Source organism: Pseudomonas sp. FA-1 (assembly GCF_056856075.1).
The window spans coordinates 676690-691682 of record NZ_JBWXTH010000001.1; the positions used below are offsets into that span (position 1 = coordinate 676690).

A 14993-nucleotide genomic window follows, 5' to 3' on the forward strand; every position below is an offset into this window, starting at 1 on the left:
CGCCAGAACTGACGCAATCGCGGGACAAGCCCGCTCCCACAAGGTCGACGGCCCCAAGAAAGTGGTACCGGGAGCAGTCCAGCCTGTGGGAGCGGGCTTGCCCCGCGATTGCGTACAAGAGGCAGCACAAAAAAAGGGGAGCATATCGCTCCCCATGAGGTAAACCGCTTGTCGTCGAAGGCTTCGATCAGCCTTCGATCTCGATCAGGATCTCGCCCGGCGTGACACGATCGCCCTTGGCCACGTGGATGGCGGTGACCTTGCCGGCGATCGGCGCCTGGACCTCGGTCTCCATCTTCATGGCTTCGGTGATCAGCACCGGCTGACCGGCCTTGACCGTGTCACCTTCCTTGACCAGCACATCGACGATGTTGCCCGGCATGGTGGTGCTTACGTGGCCTGGGCCGCTGGCCTGCTTGCGCTTGCTGCCGCCACCGCTGACGAACTCGTTCAACGGTTCGAAGACCACTTCTTCCGGCATGCCGTCGATGGACAGGTAGAAGTGGCGCTTACCCTCGGCCTTGACACCCACGCCGGTGATGTCGACGCGGTAGGTCTCGCCGTGCACGTCGATGACGAACTCGGTCGGCACACCTTCGCCGCCCGGGTCGGCCACAGCGCCCGCTTCTGGAATCGGCAGCAGGGCTTCAGGAACCAAGGTGCCGGCTTCACGCTCCTCGAGGAATTTGCGGCCGATGTCCGGGAACATGGCGAAGGTCAGCACATCTTCCTCGCAGCGGGCCAGGTTGCCGATCTCGGCACGCAGCTTGGCCATCTCCGGCTTGAGCAAGTCGGCCGGACGCACGTCGATCACCTCTTCGCTACCGATCGCCTGGCGGCGAAGCTGCTCGTTGACCACGCCCGGCGCCTTGCCATAGCCACCTTGCAGGTACAGCTTCACCTCGTTGGTGATGGTCTTGTAGCGCTCGCCGGCGAGCACGTTGAAGAACGCCTGGGTACCGACGATCTGCGAGGTCGGGGTGACCAGCGGCGGGAAGCCGAGGTCTTCGCGCACCCGCGGAATTTCCGCCAGCACTTCGTTCATGCGGTTGAGCGCGCCCTGCTCCTTGAGCTGGTTGGCCAGGTTGGAAATCATGCCGCCCGGGACCTGGTTGACCTGCACGCGGGTATCCACGGCGGTGAACTCGCTTTCGAACTGGTGGTACTTCTTGCGTACGGCATAGAAATACAGGCCAATTTCCTGCAGCAGCTCCAGGTCCAGACCGGTATCGAACTCGGTGCCCTTGAGGGCGGCGACCATCGACTCGGTGCCCGGGTGGCTGGTACCCCAGGCGAAGCTGGAGATAGCGGTGTCGATGTGGTCGGCACCGTTTTCCACCGCCTTGAGCTGGCACATGGCAGCCAGGCCCGCGGTATCGTGGGAGTGGATGAACACCGGCAGCGACTGCTCGGCCTTCAGCGCCTTGACCAACTCGCCGGTAGCGTAGGGGGTCAGCAGGCCGGCCATGTCCTTGATCGCCACCGAGTCGCAACCCATGGCTTCCATCTGCTTGGCCTGGGCCACGAAGGCATCGATGGTGTGCACGGGGCTGGTGGTGTAGGCGATGGTGCCCTGGGCGTGCTTGCCTGCAGCCTTGACCGCCTCGATGGCCACGCGCAGGTTACGCACATCGTTCATGGCGTCGAAGATACGGAACACGTCGATGCCATTGACCGCAGCCTTGGCGACGAAGGCCTTGACCACGTCATCGCTGTAGTGACGGTAGCCCAGCAGGTTCTGGCCGCGCAGCAGCATCTGCAGGCGGGTGTTGGGCAGCGCGGCGCGCAGCTTGCGCAGGCGTTCCCATGGGTCTTCCTTGAGGAAGCGCACGCAGGCATCGAAAGTGGCGCCACCCCAGACTTCCAGCGACCAGTAGCCGACTTTGTCGAGCTTGTCGCAGATCGGCAGCATGTCTTCGGTGCGCATGCGGGTGGCCAGCAGGGACTGGTGGGCGTCGCGCAGGATTGTGTCGGTGACAAAGATTTTCTTGGACATTATTCGGTTCCTCACAGGCCTGCGTGTGCAGCAATGGCGGCGGCGATGGCCAGGGCCAGCTCTTCGGGTTTGCGCTTGATCGAGTAGTTGGTCAGTTCCGGGTGGCTTTCCACGAAGCTGGTGTTGAACTGGCCGCTACGGAATTCCGGATTGCGCAGGATCTCCTGGTAATACGCGGCGGTGGTCTTGACGCCTTGCACGCGCATGTCGTCCAGGGCCCGCAGGCCGCGGTCCATGGCTTCTTCCCAGGTCAGCGCCCAGACCACCAGTTTCAGGCACATGGAGTCGTAGAACGGCGGGATCGTGTAGCCGGTGTAGATCGCGGTATCGGTACGCACGCCTGGGCCGCCGGGCGCGTAGTAACGGGTGATCTTGCCGAAGCTGGGCAGGAAGTTGTTCTTCGGGTCTTCGGCGTTGATACGGAACTGCAATGCATAGCCGCGATGCTGGATGTCTTCCTGCTTGACCGACAGGGGCAGGCCCGAGGCGATGCGGATCTGTTCGCGAACGATGTCGATGCCGGTGATTTCCTCGGTGATGGTGTGTTCCACCTGCACACGGGTGTTCATCTCCATGAAGTACACCTCGCCATCGGCGAGCAGGAACTCCACGGTACCGGCGTTCTCGTAGTTCACTGCCTTGGCTGCGCGCACAGCCAGGTCGCCGATGTAGGCACGCTGCTCCGGGGTCAGCTGGGGGCTTGGGGCGATCTCGATGAGCTTCTGGTTACGGCGCTGGATCGAGCAGTCGCGCTCGAACAGGTGCACCACATTGCCGAAGCTGTCACCCAGGATCTGCGCCTCGATGTGCTTGGGGTTGACGATGCACTTCTCCAGGAACACTTCCGCCGAACCGAAAGCCTTGGTCGCTTCGGAAATCACGCGGGGGAAGGCCTGCTCCAGTTCCTCGCGGCTGTTGCAGCGACGGATACCACGACCGCCGCCACCGGACGTAGCCTTGAGCATTACCGGGTAACCGATGCGGTCGCCCTCGGCCAGGGCCTCATGGATATCGGCGACGTTGCCTTCGGTACCCGGGGTGACCGGGACACCGGCCTGGATCATGGTGCGGCGCGCTTCGGTCTTGTCGCCCATGCGGCGAATGACATCAGCGGCAGGCCCGATGAACTTGATGCCACGCTCGGCGCAGATTTCCGCCAGCTCAGCATTTTCCGAAAGGAAACCGTAACCTGGGTGCAAGGCGTCGCAGCCGGTCTCCACAGCGAGGTTCACCAGCTTGCGCGGGTTCAGGTAGCCGGCCAAAGGCTCGGCACCGATGCTGTAGGCCTCGTCGGCGCGCTTGACGTGCAAGGCATGACGGTCGGCGTCGGAATAGATCGCCACGGAGCGAATGCCCATCTCGGCGCACGCACGCACGATCCGAACTGCGATTTCACCCCGGTTGGCGATCAGGATTTTTTTTATCACTGGAGTCTTCCCAAAGCCGATGGAACACACGAGCCGGTACTGCCGGTCGGCGTGACCAGACGCTGCTGGCCAGTCGCACATTCACCCTAGCGCTGTAGGTTGATAAACAAAAATCAATATTTGTTAGGGTCGGCATTAGCAAAAGCTTATAGTGCCGTAACAAGGTATTGCGCGGAGGCGGGGGAAAATGCGTAAGTCATTGATGCGCATGACTTTAAGGCAGTTGCAGATCTTCAACGAAGTGTGCGACCTGCGCTCCTACAGCCGGGCGGCCGAAGAGATGGCGTTGACGCAACCCGCCGTAAGTCTACAGATCCGCCAGCTTGAAGAGCTGGTCGGCCAGCCGTTGTTCGAATATGTCGGCAAGAAGCTGTACCTCACCGAGGCGGCCGAAGCCCTGCAACGCGCCAGCCGGGACATCTTCGGGCGCCTGGAAAACCTCGATATGCAGCTGTCGGACATGCAGGGCTCGCTGCAGGGGCAACTCAAGCTGGCGATCGAATCCAGCGCCAAGTACTTCGTGCCGCACCTGTTCGCCGCGTTCAAGCAGCGCCACCCAGAGGTCAACCTGACCCTGACGGTGGTCAACCGCGCCCAAGCGATCCGGCGCCTCTCGGACAACCGCGACGACCTGATCATCATGTCGATGGTGCCCCAGGACATGGGCCTGGAATTCATGCCGTTCCTGAACAACCCTATCGTTGCCGTGGCACCGCCGGACCATCCGCTGTGCAAGCTGGAAAAACTCCGCCTGCAGGACCTGGAGCCTCACACGCTGCTGGTTCGCGAGCAGGGCTCGGGCACGCGCAAGGCCTGCGAAGAATACTTCAAGGATAAGCGTGTGCATTTCACCCAGACCCTGGAAGTCGCCTCCGCCGACGCCCAGCGCGAGTGCGTGATCGCAGGCCTGGGCGTCGCCCTGCTGACTCGCCACGCGGTGAACATGGAGCTGGCCACCGGCGTGTTGAAAGAGTTGCCGGTCGAAGAACTACCCCTGTATCGCAGCTGGTGCGTGGTGCAGTCCAAGGCCAAGCGTCAGTCGCCGGTGGCGTTGGCGTTCCTGGCGTTCATCCGCAATGAACGGGCGAAGATCAGCGGGCTTGTGGAGCGATTTTCGGGGAAGATGCCGCCGATACCTGCCATACCGTGATGTCTTGCAGGTCAGGGTAATCGGTGATCTCGCGAAGCAGTTGGCGCTGGTCGCAGTAGCTTTCGATCGCGCGGCGGAACTCCATGCGGCGCTGGTCCTTTTCCTGCTGCTTGCGAGCCTTGGCGCTGGGTTGGTACGAACCGTCATGATCACGTGCCATTGCCTGTCTCCCAGAAAGGATGCGGGAGTTTCAGACTGGTCTTTCGGGTTTACGGTTTTGCGGTGGTTCGATGACAGAATCGTGAATTTTCACTGCCTATACTGCCTTTTCGCGGGTTTATCCGCGAAAGCGCCAGCACAGGCTACAGCGATCAGTCGTCGGTAGCCTTGATCGACTTGGGCGACAGCCGCAGGCTGCGCAGGCTGCGCTTGACGCTCTTGAGGTGGTTGACCAGGCTCGGCCCGCGGGCCATGGCCACGCCCATCGCCAGCACGTCGATCACCACCAGATGAGCGATACGCGAGGTCAGCGGGGTGTAGATCTCGGTATCTTCATGCACATCGATGGCCAGGTTGACGGTGGACAATTCAGCCAACGGCGTCTGGCTCGGGCACAGGGTGATCAGGTTGGCCCCGCTTTCACGCACCAGGTTGGCCGTGATCAGCAGGTCCTTGGAGCGGCCCGATTGGGAAATGCACACCGCCACATCGCCAGGCTTGAGCGTCACCGCAGACATGGCCTGCATGTGCGGATCGGAATAGGCCGCGGCACTGAGCAGCAGGCGGAAGAACTTGTGCTGGGCATCGGCCGCCACCGCACCGGATGCACCAAAGCCATAGAACTCCACGCGCTGGGCCTGGGCCATGGCGGTTACCGCCTGTTGCAAGGCCTGGGGATTGAGGTGTTCGCGCACCTCCATCAAGGTATGTAGCGTGGTATCGAAGATCTTCAGGCTGTAGTCGGCGACCGAGTCGTCCTCATGGATCGCGAACTGCCCGAAACTGGCGCCAGCAGCCAGGCTCTGCGCCAGCTTGAGCTTGAGGTCCTGGAAGCCCGAACAACCGATCGCCCGGCAAAAACGTACGATGGTCGGCTCGCTGATCCCAACGCTGTGAGCCAGGTCGGCCATGGAGCTGTGCATGACGGCAGCCGGATCGAGCAGCACATGGTCGGCCACTTTCAGTTCCGATTTGCGCAGCAAATGGCGCGATTGGGCGATATGTTGCAACAGATTCACAGGCTGGACTCGGTTATGATCGGCTGGCCGGGATGTAGCTTTCTTGTAGTTATACTACAAGACCCGCGACCCGCCCAGCTAAACGAACGTGGAGAGTGGTGGTTTTGACTATTCCTTGCGACATCCTGGTATTCGGTGGTACGGGCGACCTGGCCCTGCACAAACTGCTGCCGGCGCTCTATCACCTGTATCGCGAGAGCCGCCTGCACAACGCCGTGAGGATCATCGCCCTGGCCCGGCGCAACCTGCCACGGGACGAGTATCTCAAGCTCGCCGAACGTAACTGTCGGGCCCAGATCGCCCGCAACGATTTCGAGGAAGATGTCTGGCGGCGCTTCTGTGCGCGCCTGGACTACTTCGCCATGGATGCCCTGCAAAGCGCCGATTTCGTGCGCCTTGCACGCTACCTGGGCGAGCCTGGAGGGCTGGCCCGCATCTACTACCTGGCCACCGCACCCAACCTGTTCGTGCCCATCGCCAACCACCTGCGCATCGCCGGCCTTGCCGACAGCGAAGCACGCATCGTGCTGGAGAAGCCCATCGGCCACTCGCTGGAGTCGGCCACGGCGATCAACGAAGCCATTGGTGCGGTATTCGACGAGACCCAGGTGTTTCGCATCGACCACTACCTGGGCAAGGAAACAGTCCAGAACCTCATGGCACTGCGTTTTGCCAATGCACTGCTGGAGCCGGTTTGGCGCAATAGCCAGGTCGACCATGTACAAATCAGCGTGTGCGAAACCCTGGGCGTGGAGAACCGCGGCGCCTACTACGACCGCGCGGGAGCGACCCGTGACATGCTGCAGAACCACCTGTTGCAGCTGTTGTGCCTGGTAGCCATGGAGCCACCGGCCCAATTCGACGCCGAGGCGGTGCGTGATGAAAAGGTGAAGATCCTGCGGGCGCTCAAGCCGATAACCGGCCAGGACGTGCAGGACAAGACCGTGCGCGGCCAGTATGGCGCCGGACACATCGGCGGCCAGGAAGTGCCGGCCTACTACTTCGAAAAGGATGTGGACAACGACAGCGACACCGAGACCTTCGTCGCCGTGCACGCGCATATCGACAACTGGCGCTGGGCCGGCGTGCCCTTCTACCTACGTACCGGCAAGCGCATGGCGCGGCGCTCATCGCAGATCGTCATCCAATTCAAACCGGTGCCACACGAGTTGTTCAACGGCGGCCAGGTCAACCAGCTGCTGATCCAGCTGCAGCCCGAGGAGCGCATCAGCCTGCGCATGATGACCAAGAGCCCGGGCAAAGGCATGCGCCTGGCGCCGGTCGAGCTGGACCTGAACCTGGCCCAGGTGTTCGGCCAGACCCGCCGCTGGGAAGCCTACGAGCGTTTGTTGCTGGACGTGCTCGAAGGGGACTCGACGCTGTTCATGCGACGTGACGAAGTGGAAGCCGCCTGGGCCTGGATCGACCCGATCCTCAAGGGCTGGGAGGAGCACTTCCAGCCTCCTCGCCACTACGCTGCCGGAAGCAACGGGCCAGAGCAGGCCAACAGTTTGCTGGCCAGGCATGGCAACCAGTGGTATCGAAGCCCAACCGCCGACCGGGCGTCATGAGCGACCCGATGAGCGACAACACCAGAAGGTGAATATTCATACAGTAGGTGTTTGTCCCTTAACCGGCTTGGCCCTAGAATGGCCGGATGCACACAGACGACCTCTCCCTCCTGTTGAACTCCCTCAATGATGCCCAACGCCAGGCCGTCGCGGCCACGCTTGGGCGTCAGCTGGTGCTTGCTGGCGCCGGTTCCGGTAAAACCCGCGTGCTGGTGCACCGCATCGCCTGGCTGATCCAGGTCGAGCAGGCTTCGCCGCATTCGATCCTGTCGGTGACGTTCACCAACAAGGCCGCCGCCGAAATGCGCCAGCGGATCGAGCAACTGCTGGGCATCAACCCCGCGGGCATGTGGGTCGGGACCTTCCACGGCCTTGCGCACCGCCTGTTGCGTGCGCATTGGCAGGAAGCGCGCCTGGTGCAGAACTTCCAGATTCTCGACAGCGACGACCAGCAGCGCCTGGTCAAGCGGGTGATTCGCGAGCTTGGCCTCGACGAGCAGCGCTGGCCGGCCCGCCAGGCCCAGTGGTTCATCAACGGGCAGAAGGACGAAGGCCTGCGCCCGCAGCATATCCAGGCCGGCGGCGACCTGTTCCTGGGCACCATGCGCAGTATTTACGAAGCCTACGAGCAAGCCTGTGAACGTGCCGGGGTCATCGATTTCTCCGAGTTGCTGCTGCGCGCCCTGGACCTGTGGCGCGACCACCCTGGGCTGCTCGAGCACTACCAACGACGCTTCCGCCACTTGCTGGTGGACGAATTCCAGGACACCAACGCCGTGCAGTACGCCTGGCTGCGCCTACTGGCTGGCCAGAACGGCGGCAGCTTGATGGCCGTGGGCGACGATGACCAGTCGATCTATGGCTGGCGCGGAGCCAAGATCGAGAACATTCACCAGTACACGGCCGATTTTCCTGATGCCGAGCTGATCCGCCTGGAGCAGAACTACCGTTCCACCGGTGGCATCCTCAAGGCGGCCAACGCCCTGATCGCCAACAACAGCGGGCGCCTGGGCAAGGAACTGTGGACCGACATGGGCGAAGGCGAGCCGCTGACTTTGTACGCCGCCTATAACGAACACGACGAAGCACGCTATGTGGTCGAGACGATCGAGAGCCTGATCAGGCAAGGCAATGCGCGCAACGACATCGCCATCCTGTATCGCTCCAACGCCCAGTCGCGGGTACTGGAAGAAGCCCTGCTGCGCGAACGCATTCCCTATCGCATCTACGGTGGCCAACGGTTCTTCGAGCGCGCCGAAATCAAGAATGCCATGGCGTACCTGCGCCTGCTCGAGGGCCGCGGCAACGATGCCGCCCTCGAGCGGGTGATCAACGTGCCGCCGCGTGGCATCGGCGAGAAAACCGTCGAAGCCATCCGTGACCACGCTCGTCACAGCCAGCTTTCGATGTGGGAGGCGATGTGCCAGCTGCTCGCCGCCAAAGCCTTGAAAGGCCGCGCGGCAAGCGCCTTGGGCGCCTTCATCGAACTGATGGAAAACCTGGCTGCCAAGACCCTGGACATGCCGCTGCACCTGATGACCCAGACCGTCATCGAGCAGTCCGGCCTGATCATCTATCACCAGGAAGAAAAAGGCGAAAAAGGCCAGGCCCGGGTAGAAAACCTCGAGGAACTGGTCAGCGCCGCGCGCAACTTCGAGACCAGCGAAGAGGATGCCGACCTTTCGCCGCTGTCGGCCTTCCTCGGCCATGCTTCCCTGGAAGCCGGCGATGCCCAGGCGGACGAACATGAAGACAGCGTGCAGTTGATGACCCTGCACAGCGCCAAGGGCCTGGAGTTCCCCTATGTGTTCCTGGTAGGCATGGAAGAAGGCCTGTTCCCTCACAAGATGAGCCTGGAAGAGCCCGGCCGCCTGGAAGAGGAACGTCGCCTGGCTTACGTGGGCATCACACGGGCCATGCGCCAGCTGATCATGACCTACGCCGAAACTCGTCGCCTGTATGGCAGCGAAACCTATAACAAGGTGTCGCGTTTCGTACGGGAAATTCCGGCAGGGCTGGTACAGGAAGTGCGCCTGTCCAATAGCGTCAGCCGCCCCTTCGGCGGTAACCAGACCAGCTCAAGCAGCCTGTTCGCCAACGCCAACATTCCACAAACGGCCTTCACCCTGGGCCAGCGGGTGCAGCATTCGGTGTTCGGTGAGGGCGTGATCCTCAATTTCGAAGGCTCGGGTGCCCAGGCACGGGTGCAGGTCAACTTCGTCGAGGGCAGCAAGTGGCTGATGCTGGGTTACGCCAAACTGGAAGCGATCTGATACCGGACGCAAGGGCTTCCAGTCGCTTGTAGACTTTTCTTTCGTCCACTGACGAAAGGTCCTATGCACTGAATGGGCTTGGGTACAGGCCCATCAGGCAAAAGATGGAAACATTATGGCGCTGGTCATGTGCACAACAACCTGTGCAACATGACGCGCGTGCAATCCACCCACAGGGGAAATCCCATCTATGCAACGTTTTCTTAGCATCGTACTGGCGCTGTGCGTCGGCCTGACGCTGAGCCTGGATGCCAACGCCAAGCGTTTCGGCGGCGGCAAGAGCTCGGGCTCCGCGCCTATCCACCAGACCCGCCAGGCTACGCCAACCACGCCGGCCGCCGCGCCGACCGCCCCTGGCCGCGCTCCGGCCGCCGCCAGCGGTGCTTCGCGCTGGCTGGGCCCATTGGCCGGTATCGCCGCGGGCGGCCTGCTGGCCTCCATGTTCATGGGCGACGGCTTCCAGGGCATGCAGATCCTCGACTTCCTGATCATGGGCCTGATCGCCTTCCTGGTGTTCCGCTTCATCGCCGCGCGTCGTCGTCAGCAGCAGCCGCAGCACGCGGCCGCCGGCCACGCACCCTACCAGCGTGAAAGCCATGCCCAGCCAGCCCAACCGTCGGTCTTCGGTGGCGCCGCAGCGCCTGCCGCCGCACCGGTGATCAACGCACCGGCCTGGTTCAACGAGCAGAACTTCCTGAGCGCCGCACGCAGCCACTTCATGTCGCTGCAGCAGCACTGGGATGCCAACGAGATGGACAAGATTGCCGAGTTCGTCACCCCGCAGATGCTCGAGTTCCTCAAGCGCGAGCGTGCCGACCTGGGTGATGGCTTCCAATCCACCTACATCGACAACCTCGATGTGCAGCTCGAAGGCGTCGATGACCGCGCCGACAAGACCATCGCGACCCTGACCTTCCACGGCGTTTCGAAGACCTCGCGCTTCGACCAGGGCGAAGCGTTCAGCGAAAGCTGGCATATGGAGCGTGCACAGGGCGAGAACCAGCCTTGGCTGCTCGCCGGTATCCGCCAGAACGGCTGATTCTTCGTCTGGCAAATATTGGGGCTGCCTTGCAGCCCTATCGCGGGACAAGCCCGCTCCAGGCGTTCGGTGTTGCACCGTTCTTGTAGGAGCGGGCTTGTCCCGCGATAGGGCCGCAAAGCGGCCCCAAGCTTTTTGTTTCCGCCCCTGCCCGGGGTTTTTGCTTTTGGCAGACTGGCCTACTAGGGTATAACGCGCAGCGTTGTCATCAAGGTCAGAGGATGTAAGCCGTGGAAGAAGTGATCGAACAACTCCGGGAAGCCAATGAGCCAGTCCCCGTGCCGCTGGAGCTGCCAGACGAGGACTTGCTGGTAGAGATCGAAGAGCAGCTGTTCATCAATATTCCCTTCGTGTTCAAGGAATTTCTGCTGACCGTCAGCGATGTGGTCTATGGCAGCCTGGAACCTGTCACCGTCACCGATCCGCAGTCACACACGTACCTGCCTGACGTTGCTGCAAACGCCTGGGATGCGGGCGTGCCCCGAGACCTGATCCCCCTGTGCCAGGACGGCGACAACTACTACTGTGTCGAGGAAGACGGTACCGTGGTCCTGTGGGATGGCGATGAAGAAGCCATCGCCGAAGACAACTGGGAGTCTGTCTGGCATTGGGCCAGGGATGTCTGGCTGGAAAGCTGACACCTGCGCTGCACATGGCCAGCAAAAGCCTACAGTCTTTGTAGGCTTTGCCTACATGCCAAGCATGGCTCTTAGCCACCACTCCACGTAGAATCGCCTGGCTTTCTGCGCTTGGCCGCGTCGCTACCGCTCCATCCCCTCGGACTTCGATCAAATCAAGCGCAGAAAGCCCTCCCCCTCAATGGGTTTGGTCACGATTGTTGTCCAGCGTTTCCAGCAGGGCGATCTGCATGCGGGAATGAACCCGGATGAACCAACGCCACAGCAACGCCACCACGACTGCCGCTACCACTGCGATCACCAGCAAGAGCTCGTTGGTCGGCAGGATGCTCGCCGAAAGCGCGGACAGCAGCAGGAAGATCACCAACAGCGACAACAACGGAATCACCTCGGCAATCACTCGTCTCACACGCTGGGTATGCCGCCCGGCCATCTCTGGCTTTACGCCCAGTTCGGCCAGCAACATCGAAAGCGCCTTGAGCTTGCGGTAGGCAGCAATCAGGAACGGCAGCGACAACAACAGCGCGGCGCCCCAGATCAACGCCTTCTGCCGGCTGATATCACCGACCCATTCCATGAGCCAGGTGCCGATACGCTCAGCGAAATAACCGCCACTGAAGAAGATCGCGATCACCAACGCCAGGTTCACACCCACCTGCAACAGGATGCGCCGGATCATCGCAGCCACCATGGCGCCTTCCCCATGAGGCTGGATGCTGCGCAGCCATTCACCGTAAAGCGACAACACCCGTGCCAGCCGAGCGGGCACCACCTTGCCGAGCTTCAGCGACAAGGGATCGGCGGCGCGAATCAGGTAGGGCGTGAGTAGCGTCGTAATTGCCGAAACAGCCACCGCAACCGGGTAAAGGAAGTCACTGGTGACCTGCAAAGTCATGCCCAGGGCCGCGATGATGAAGGAGAATTCGCCGATCTGCGAAAGGCCCATCCCCACGCGCAACGAGGTTCGCCCGTCGTTGCCGGCGATAAAAGCACCCATGCCGCATGACAGCATTTTGCCCAGCACCACCGCCAGGGTGATTACCGCAATCGGCCAGGCGTAGTCGACCAGCACGCGCGGGTCGATCATCAGGCCGATGGCCACGAAGAAGATGGCACTGAACAGGTCGCGTACCGGTTCGATCAGGCGCTCGATCTTCAGCAATTGCCGGGACTCGGCCATGATCGCGCCGATCAGGAACGCCCCCAGGACCATGCTGTACTCGAGCTTGACCACCAACAGGCAGAAGCCGAAGCACAGGCCCAACACGGTGATCAGCAGCATCTCGTTGCTTTCGAACTTCGCCACGTAGGCCAGCAGCCGTGGCACCAGCAGGATGCCGATGACCAGGGCGACGATCATGAACAGCGACAGCTTGCCCACTGTAGAAAACACCTCGCCCGAACTGACCGTGCCGCTGACCGCGATACCTGATAGCAGGGCAATGATGCCGATGCCAAGGATGTCCTCCACGATCAGCACACCGAAGATCAATTGAGCGAAGCGCTCGTGCTTCATCTTCAGGTCGTTGAGCGCCTTGACGATGATGGTGGTCGAGGAAATAGCCAGGATCGCGCCCAGGAACAGCGAGTCCATGGTGTTCCAGCCAAACCAGCGGCCGATCTCGAAGCCGATCCAGATCATCAGGACGATTTCCAGGAAGGCCGCGATGAACGCCGTGGCGCCGACCTTGAACAGCTTGCGCAAGCTGAATTCCAGGCCCAGGCAGAACATCAGGAAAATCACCCCGAGTTCAGCCAGGGTCTTGATGGTGTCTTCATCGTGGATCAGGCCGAAAGGTGGTGTGTGCGGGCCGATGATGAAGCCGGCGACGATGTAGCCCAACACGACAGGTTGCTTGAAACGGTGGAAAAGAATGGTGACTACCCCGGCCACCAGCATGATCACGGCCAGGTCCTGAATGAAGCTGATGGCATGCATGGCGAGGGACTCCTTTTCTCGTTGCCGGGGCAGACCGCTCCTCTGCCGAGGCAAACCCGAGCGAGCAGCAAGTACATACTGTTTCAATGCAGGAAAGCCCAAGTTGCATGGGCTCGCTCAGGTTAACATCGCGCCTGTGTGCGGAAAGCCAATGCAATATGCAGAAACAGATCGGCGATTTCGTCGCCAGCGATGGCATGATTCGCGTGACGATGGCGCTTCGGCCGACGTCCCGTACCAGAATGTGAAACCACATTGAGGGGAAACAGAAGTGTCTGCAGATACCCGCCCCGTTTCAGCGCAACCAACCCGTGAGCACACTATGGAACCTGGAAACGCCCAGTTGACGATGACTGTCCTGATGACCCCGGACATGGCCAATTTCTCGGGCAACGTACATGGCGGCACTCTGCTCAAGTACCTCGACGAAGTCGCCTACGCCTGCGCCAGCCGCTATGCCGGCACCTATGTGGTGACGTTGTCCGTAGACCAGGTGATCTTCCGCGAGCCCGTGCATGTCGGCGAGCTGGTGACGTTCCTCGCCTCGGTCAACTACACCGGCAATACCTCGATGGAAGTGGGCATCAAGGTGGTGACCGAGAACATCCGCGAGCGCTCCGTGCGCCACTCCAACAGCTGTTTCTTCACCATGGTCGCGGTCGACGACAACCGCCGCCCGGTACAGGTACCACCACGCCAGCCGCAAACCAGCGAGGAAAAACGCCGCTTCCTGCAGGGCCAGCAACGCCGGCAGATCCGCCAGGAACTGGAGCAGCGCTACCAGAACCTCAAGACCGACTCCATCTAATCCCTGCCGAATCTGCAAGGACAAGCAGCAGCTGGAGAGACCTAGATCGCCAAACGTTGCGCCTCGAAGCGCACGCGCGGGTGGGCGATACGATCCTGAGCCCGCACCAGCTGCAGTTCGTAGCTGGCGCAGGCCTGGGTTTCCAGCAGCACCTCATGCACAGCCGCAGCGGTGAACTCGAAGGCCTGGACCCAGCTCTCGCCCAGCAATACCCTAGCCAGGAACAGCCCCGAGGTCAGGTCACCCACGCCTACCGGCTGGCGCGGAAAGGCCAGCAGCGGGCGGCACAGATGCCAGCAGCCTTCGCCGGTAACCAGCAGCATCTCGAAGCTATCCTCCGCGCGCCCCGGGTAGGCCAGGTGCTTGACCAGCACCACCTTCGGCCCACGTTCGAGCAGGCCGCGAGCCATGGCCACGCAATCTTCCAGGGACTGGGCCCTGCGGCCACAGAAGCTGTCCAGCTCGAGCTGGTTCGGGCAGAGGATGTCCGCCACCGAAGCGGCCTCGTCGAGGAGGAACTCGCTCACCTCCTCTGGGACGATGCAGCCTTTTTCCGCATGGCCCATGACCGGGTCACACAGGTACAGCGCCCTGGGGTTCACCGCCTTGATCCGCTGCACACCCGCCAGGATCGCACGCCCTTGTTCGGCACTGCCCAAGTATCCGGACAACACCGCGTCGCAGTGGCCCAGCTCGCCGATGTTGGAGATGCCTTCCACCAACGCAGGTATTTGCGCTGGAGCAAGCACTTCGCCGGCCCACTGGCCATACTGGGTATGGTTGGAGAACTGCACGGTATTGAGTGGCCAGACATTCACGCCGACCCGTTGCATGGGGAACACCGCCGCGCTGTTTCCGGCATGGCCGAAGACCACGTGGGACTGGATGGCAAGCAGATGCGGTGTACGTTTCATGCGAATTTTCCAAAGCTGTTTCAAAAGTATGCGGCGCGCAGTATGAACCCGATTGCCACC

12 protein-coding genes are annotated in these 14993 nt (G+C 61.7%); 6 read left to right on the forward strand and 6 right to left on the reverse strand.

All coding sequences use genetic code 11. The annotated features are described in order from the left end of the window. Positions 1 to 187: 187 nt before the first annotated feature. Together oadA and AC1MHZ_RS03135 are read right to left on the reverse strand one after the other, a co-directional pair. Entirely contained in the window at positions 188 to 1996 is a 1809-nt protein-coding gene (gene oadA, locus AC1MHZ_RS03130) for a sodium-extruding oxaloacetate decarboxylase subunit alpha (RefSeq protein WP_482966003.1), read from the reverse strand. 11 nt (positions 1997 to 2007) lie between these two features. Continuing rightward, positions 2008 to 3423, reverse strand: coding sequence for an acetyl-CoA carboxylase biotin carboxylase subunit (locus AC1MHZ_RS03135; RefSeq protein WP_070093419.1), 1416 nt, complete (start codon positions 3421 to 3423; stop codon positions 2008 to 2010). A 187-nt stretch (positions 3424 to 3610) separates the two neighbouring features. Here AC1MHZ_RS03135 and AC1MHZ_RS03140 point away from each other — a divergent pair, with 187 nt between their 5' ends. Continuing rightward, on the forward strand, positions 3611 to 4573 hold the full coding sequence (locus AC1MHZ_RS03140; protein WP_084855294.1) for a LysR family transcriptional regulator: 963 nt from the start codon (positions 3611 to 3613) through the stop codon (positions 4571 to 4573). Here the strand turns inward: AC1MHZ_RS03140 and AC1MHZ_RS03145 are convergent. Beyond that, positions 4515 to 4733: a PA3496 family putative envelope integrity protein gene (locus AC1MHZ_RS03145; RefSeq protein ID WP_084855293.1), complete on the reverse strand. Its 219-nt coding sequence runs from the start codon at positions 4731 to 4733 to the stop codon at positions 4515 to 4517. The two genes, AC1MHZ_RS03140 and AC1MHZ_RS03145, sit on opposite strands and share 59 nt — an antisense overlap. A 151-nt stretch (positions 4734 to 4884) precedes the next feature. Next, a complete protein-coding gene (gene hexR / locus AC1MHZ_RS03150) occupies positions 4885 to 5751 on the reverse strand; it encodes a transcriptional regulator HexR (protein WP_043209971.1) in 867 nt (288 codons plus the stop codon). 104 nt (positions 5752 to 5855) lie between these two features. Between hexR and zwf the strand changes: the two genes are divergently transcribed. From zwf to AC1MHZ_RS03170, 4 genes are all read left to right on the forward strand, one after another. Continuing rightward, a complete protein-coding gene (gene zwf / locus AC1MHZ_RS03155) occupies positions 5856 to 7322 on the forward strand; it encodes a glucose-6-phosphate dehydrogenase (protein WP_084855419.1) in 1467 nt (488 codons plus the stop codon). Positions 7323 to 7408: 86 nt separating this feature from the next. Then, positions 7409 to 9595, forward strand: coding sequence for a DNA helicase II (uvrD, locus tag AC1MHZ_RS03160; protein ID WP_416767480.1), 2187 nt, complete (start codon positions 7409 to 7411; stop codon positions 9593 to 9595). A 190-nt stretch (positions 9596 to 9785) separates the two neighbouring features. Continuing rightward, on the forward strand, positions 9786 to 10634 hold the full coding sequence (locus tag AC1MHZ_RS03165; RefSeq protein WP_084855291.1) for a Tim44 domain-containing protein: 849 nt from the start codon (positions 9786 to 9788) through the stop codon (positions 10632 to 10634). Positions 10635 to 10864: 230 nt separating this feature from the next. Then, on the forward strand, positions 10865 to 11272 hold the full coding sequence (locus AC1MHZ_RS03170) for an SMI1/KNR4 family protein (RefSeq protein ID WP_084855290.1): 408 nt from the start codon (positions 10865 to 10867) through the stop codon (positions 11270 to 11272). Between the two features lie 178 nt (positions 11273 to 11450). Here the strand turns inward: AC1MHZ_RS03170 and AC1MHZ_RS03175 are convergent, their stop codons facing one another. Then, entirely contained in the window at positions 11451 to 13211 is a 1761-nt protein-coding gene (locus AC1MHZ_RS03175) for a cation:proton antiporter (protein ID WP_084855289.1), read from the reverse strand. Positions 13212 to 13533: 322 nt separating this feature from the next. Here AC1MHZ_RS03175 and AC1MHZ_RS03180 point away from each other — a divergent pair, with 322 nt between their 5' ends. Further along, positions 13534 to 14019 carry an acyl-CoA thioesterase gene (locus tag AC1MHZ_RS03180; protein WP_084855288.1) on the forward strand — a complete coding sequence of 162 codons (486 nt, stop codon included), beginning with the start codon at positions 13534 to 13536 and terminating at the stop codon, positions 14017 to 14019. Between the two features lie 41 nt (positions 14020 to 14060). Here the strand turns inward: AC1MHZ_RS03180 and pdxY are convergent, their stop codons facing one another. Beyond that, positions 14061 to 14933 carry a pyridoxal kinase PdxY gene (gene pdxY / locus AC1MHZ_RS03185; RefSeq protein WP_084855287.1) on the reverse strand — a complete coding sequence of 291 codons (873 nt, stop codon included), beginning with the start codon at positions 14931 to 14933 and terminating at the stop codon, positions 14061 to 14063. Positions 14934 to 14993: the final 60 nt, after the last annotated feature.

What these genes read in the sequence shown, in the direction of transcription:
- AC1MHZ_RS03165 (WP_084855291.1), top strand. Translation starts at nt 9,786, where the DNA reads ATGCAACGTTTTCTTAGCATCGTACTGGCGCTGTGCGTCGGCCTGACG.
- oadA (WP_482966003.1), bottom strand. Translation starts at nt 1,996, where the DNA reads ATGTCCAAGAAAATCTTTGTCACCGACACAATCCTGCGCGACGCCCAC.
- AC1MHZ_RS03140 (WP_084855294.1), top strand. Translation starts at nt 3,611, where the DNA reads ATGCGTAAGTCATTGATGCGCATGACTTTAAGGCAGTTGCAGATCTTC.
- uvrD (WP_416767480.1), top strand. Translation starts at nt 7,409, where the DNA reads ATGCACACAGACGACCTCTCCCTCCTGTTGAACTCCCTCAATGATGCC.
- AC1MHZ_RS03145 (WP_084855293.1), bottom strand. Translation starts at nt 4,733, where the DNA reads ATGGCACGTGATCATGACGGTTCGTACCAACCCAGCGCCAAGGCTCGC.
- pdxY (WP_084855287.1), bottom strand. Translation starts at nt 14,933, where the DNA reads ATGAAACGTACACCGCATCTGCTTGCCATCCAGTCCCACGTGGTCTTC.
- AC1MHZ_RS03180 (WP_084855288.1), top strand. Translation starts at nt 13,534, where the DNA reads ATGGAACCTGGAAACGCCCAGTTGACGATGACTGTCCTGATGACCCCG.
- AC1MHZ_RS03175 (WP_084855289.1), bottom strand. Translation starts at nt 13,211, where the DNA reads ATGCATGCCATCAGCTTCATTCAGGACCTGGCCGTGATCATGCTGGTG.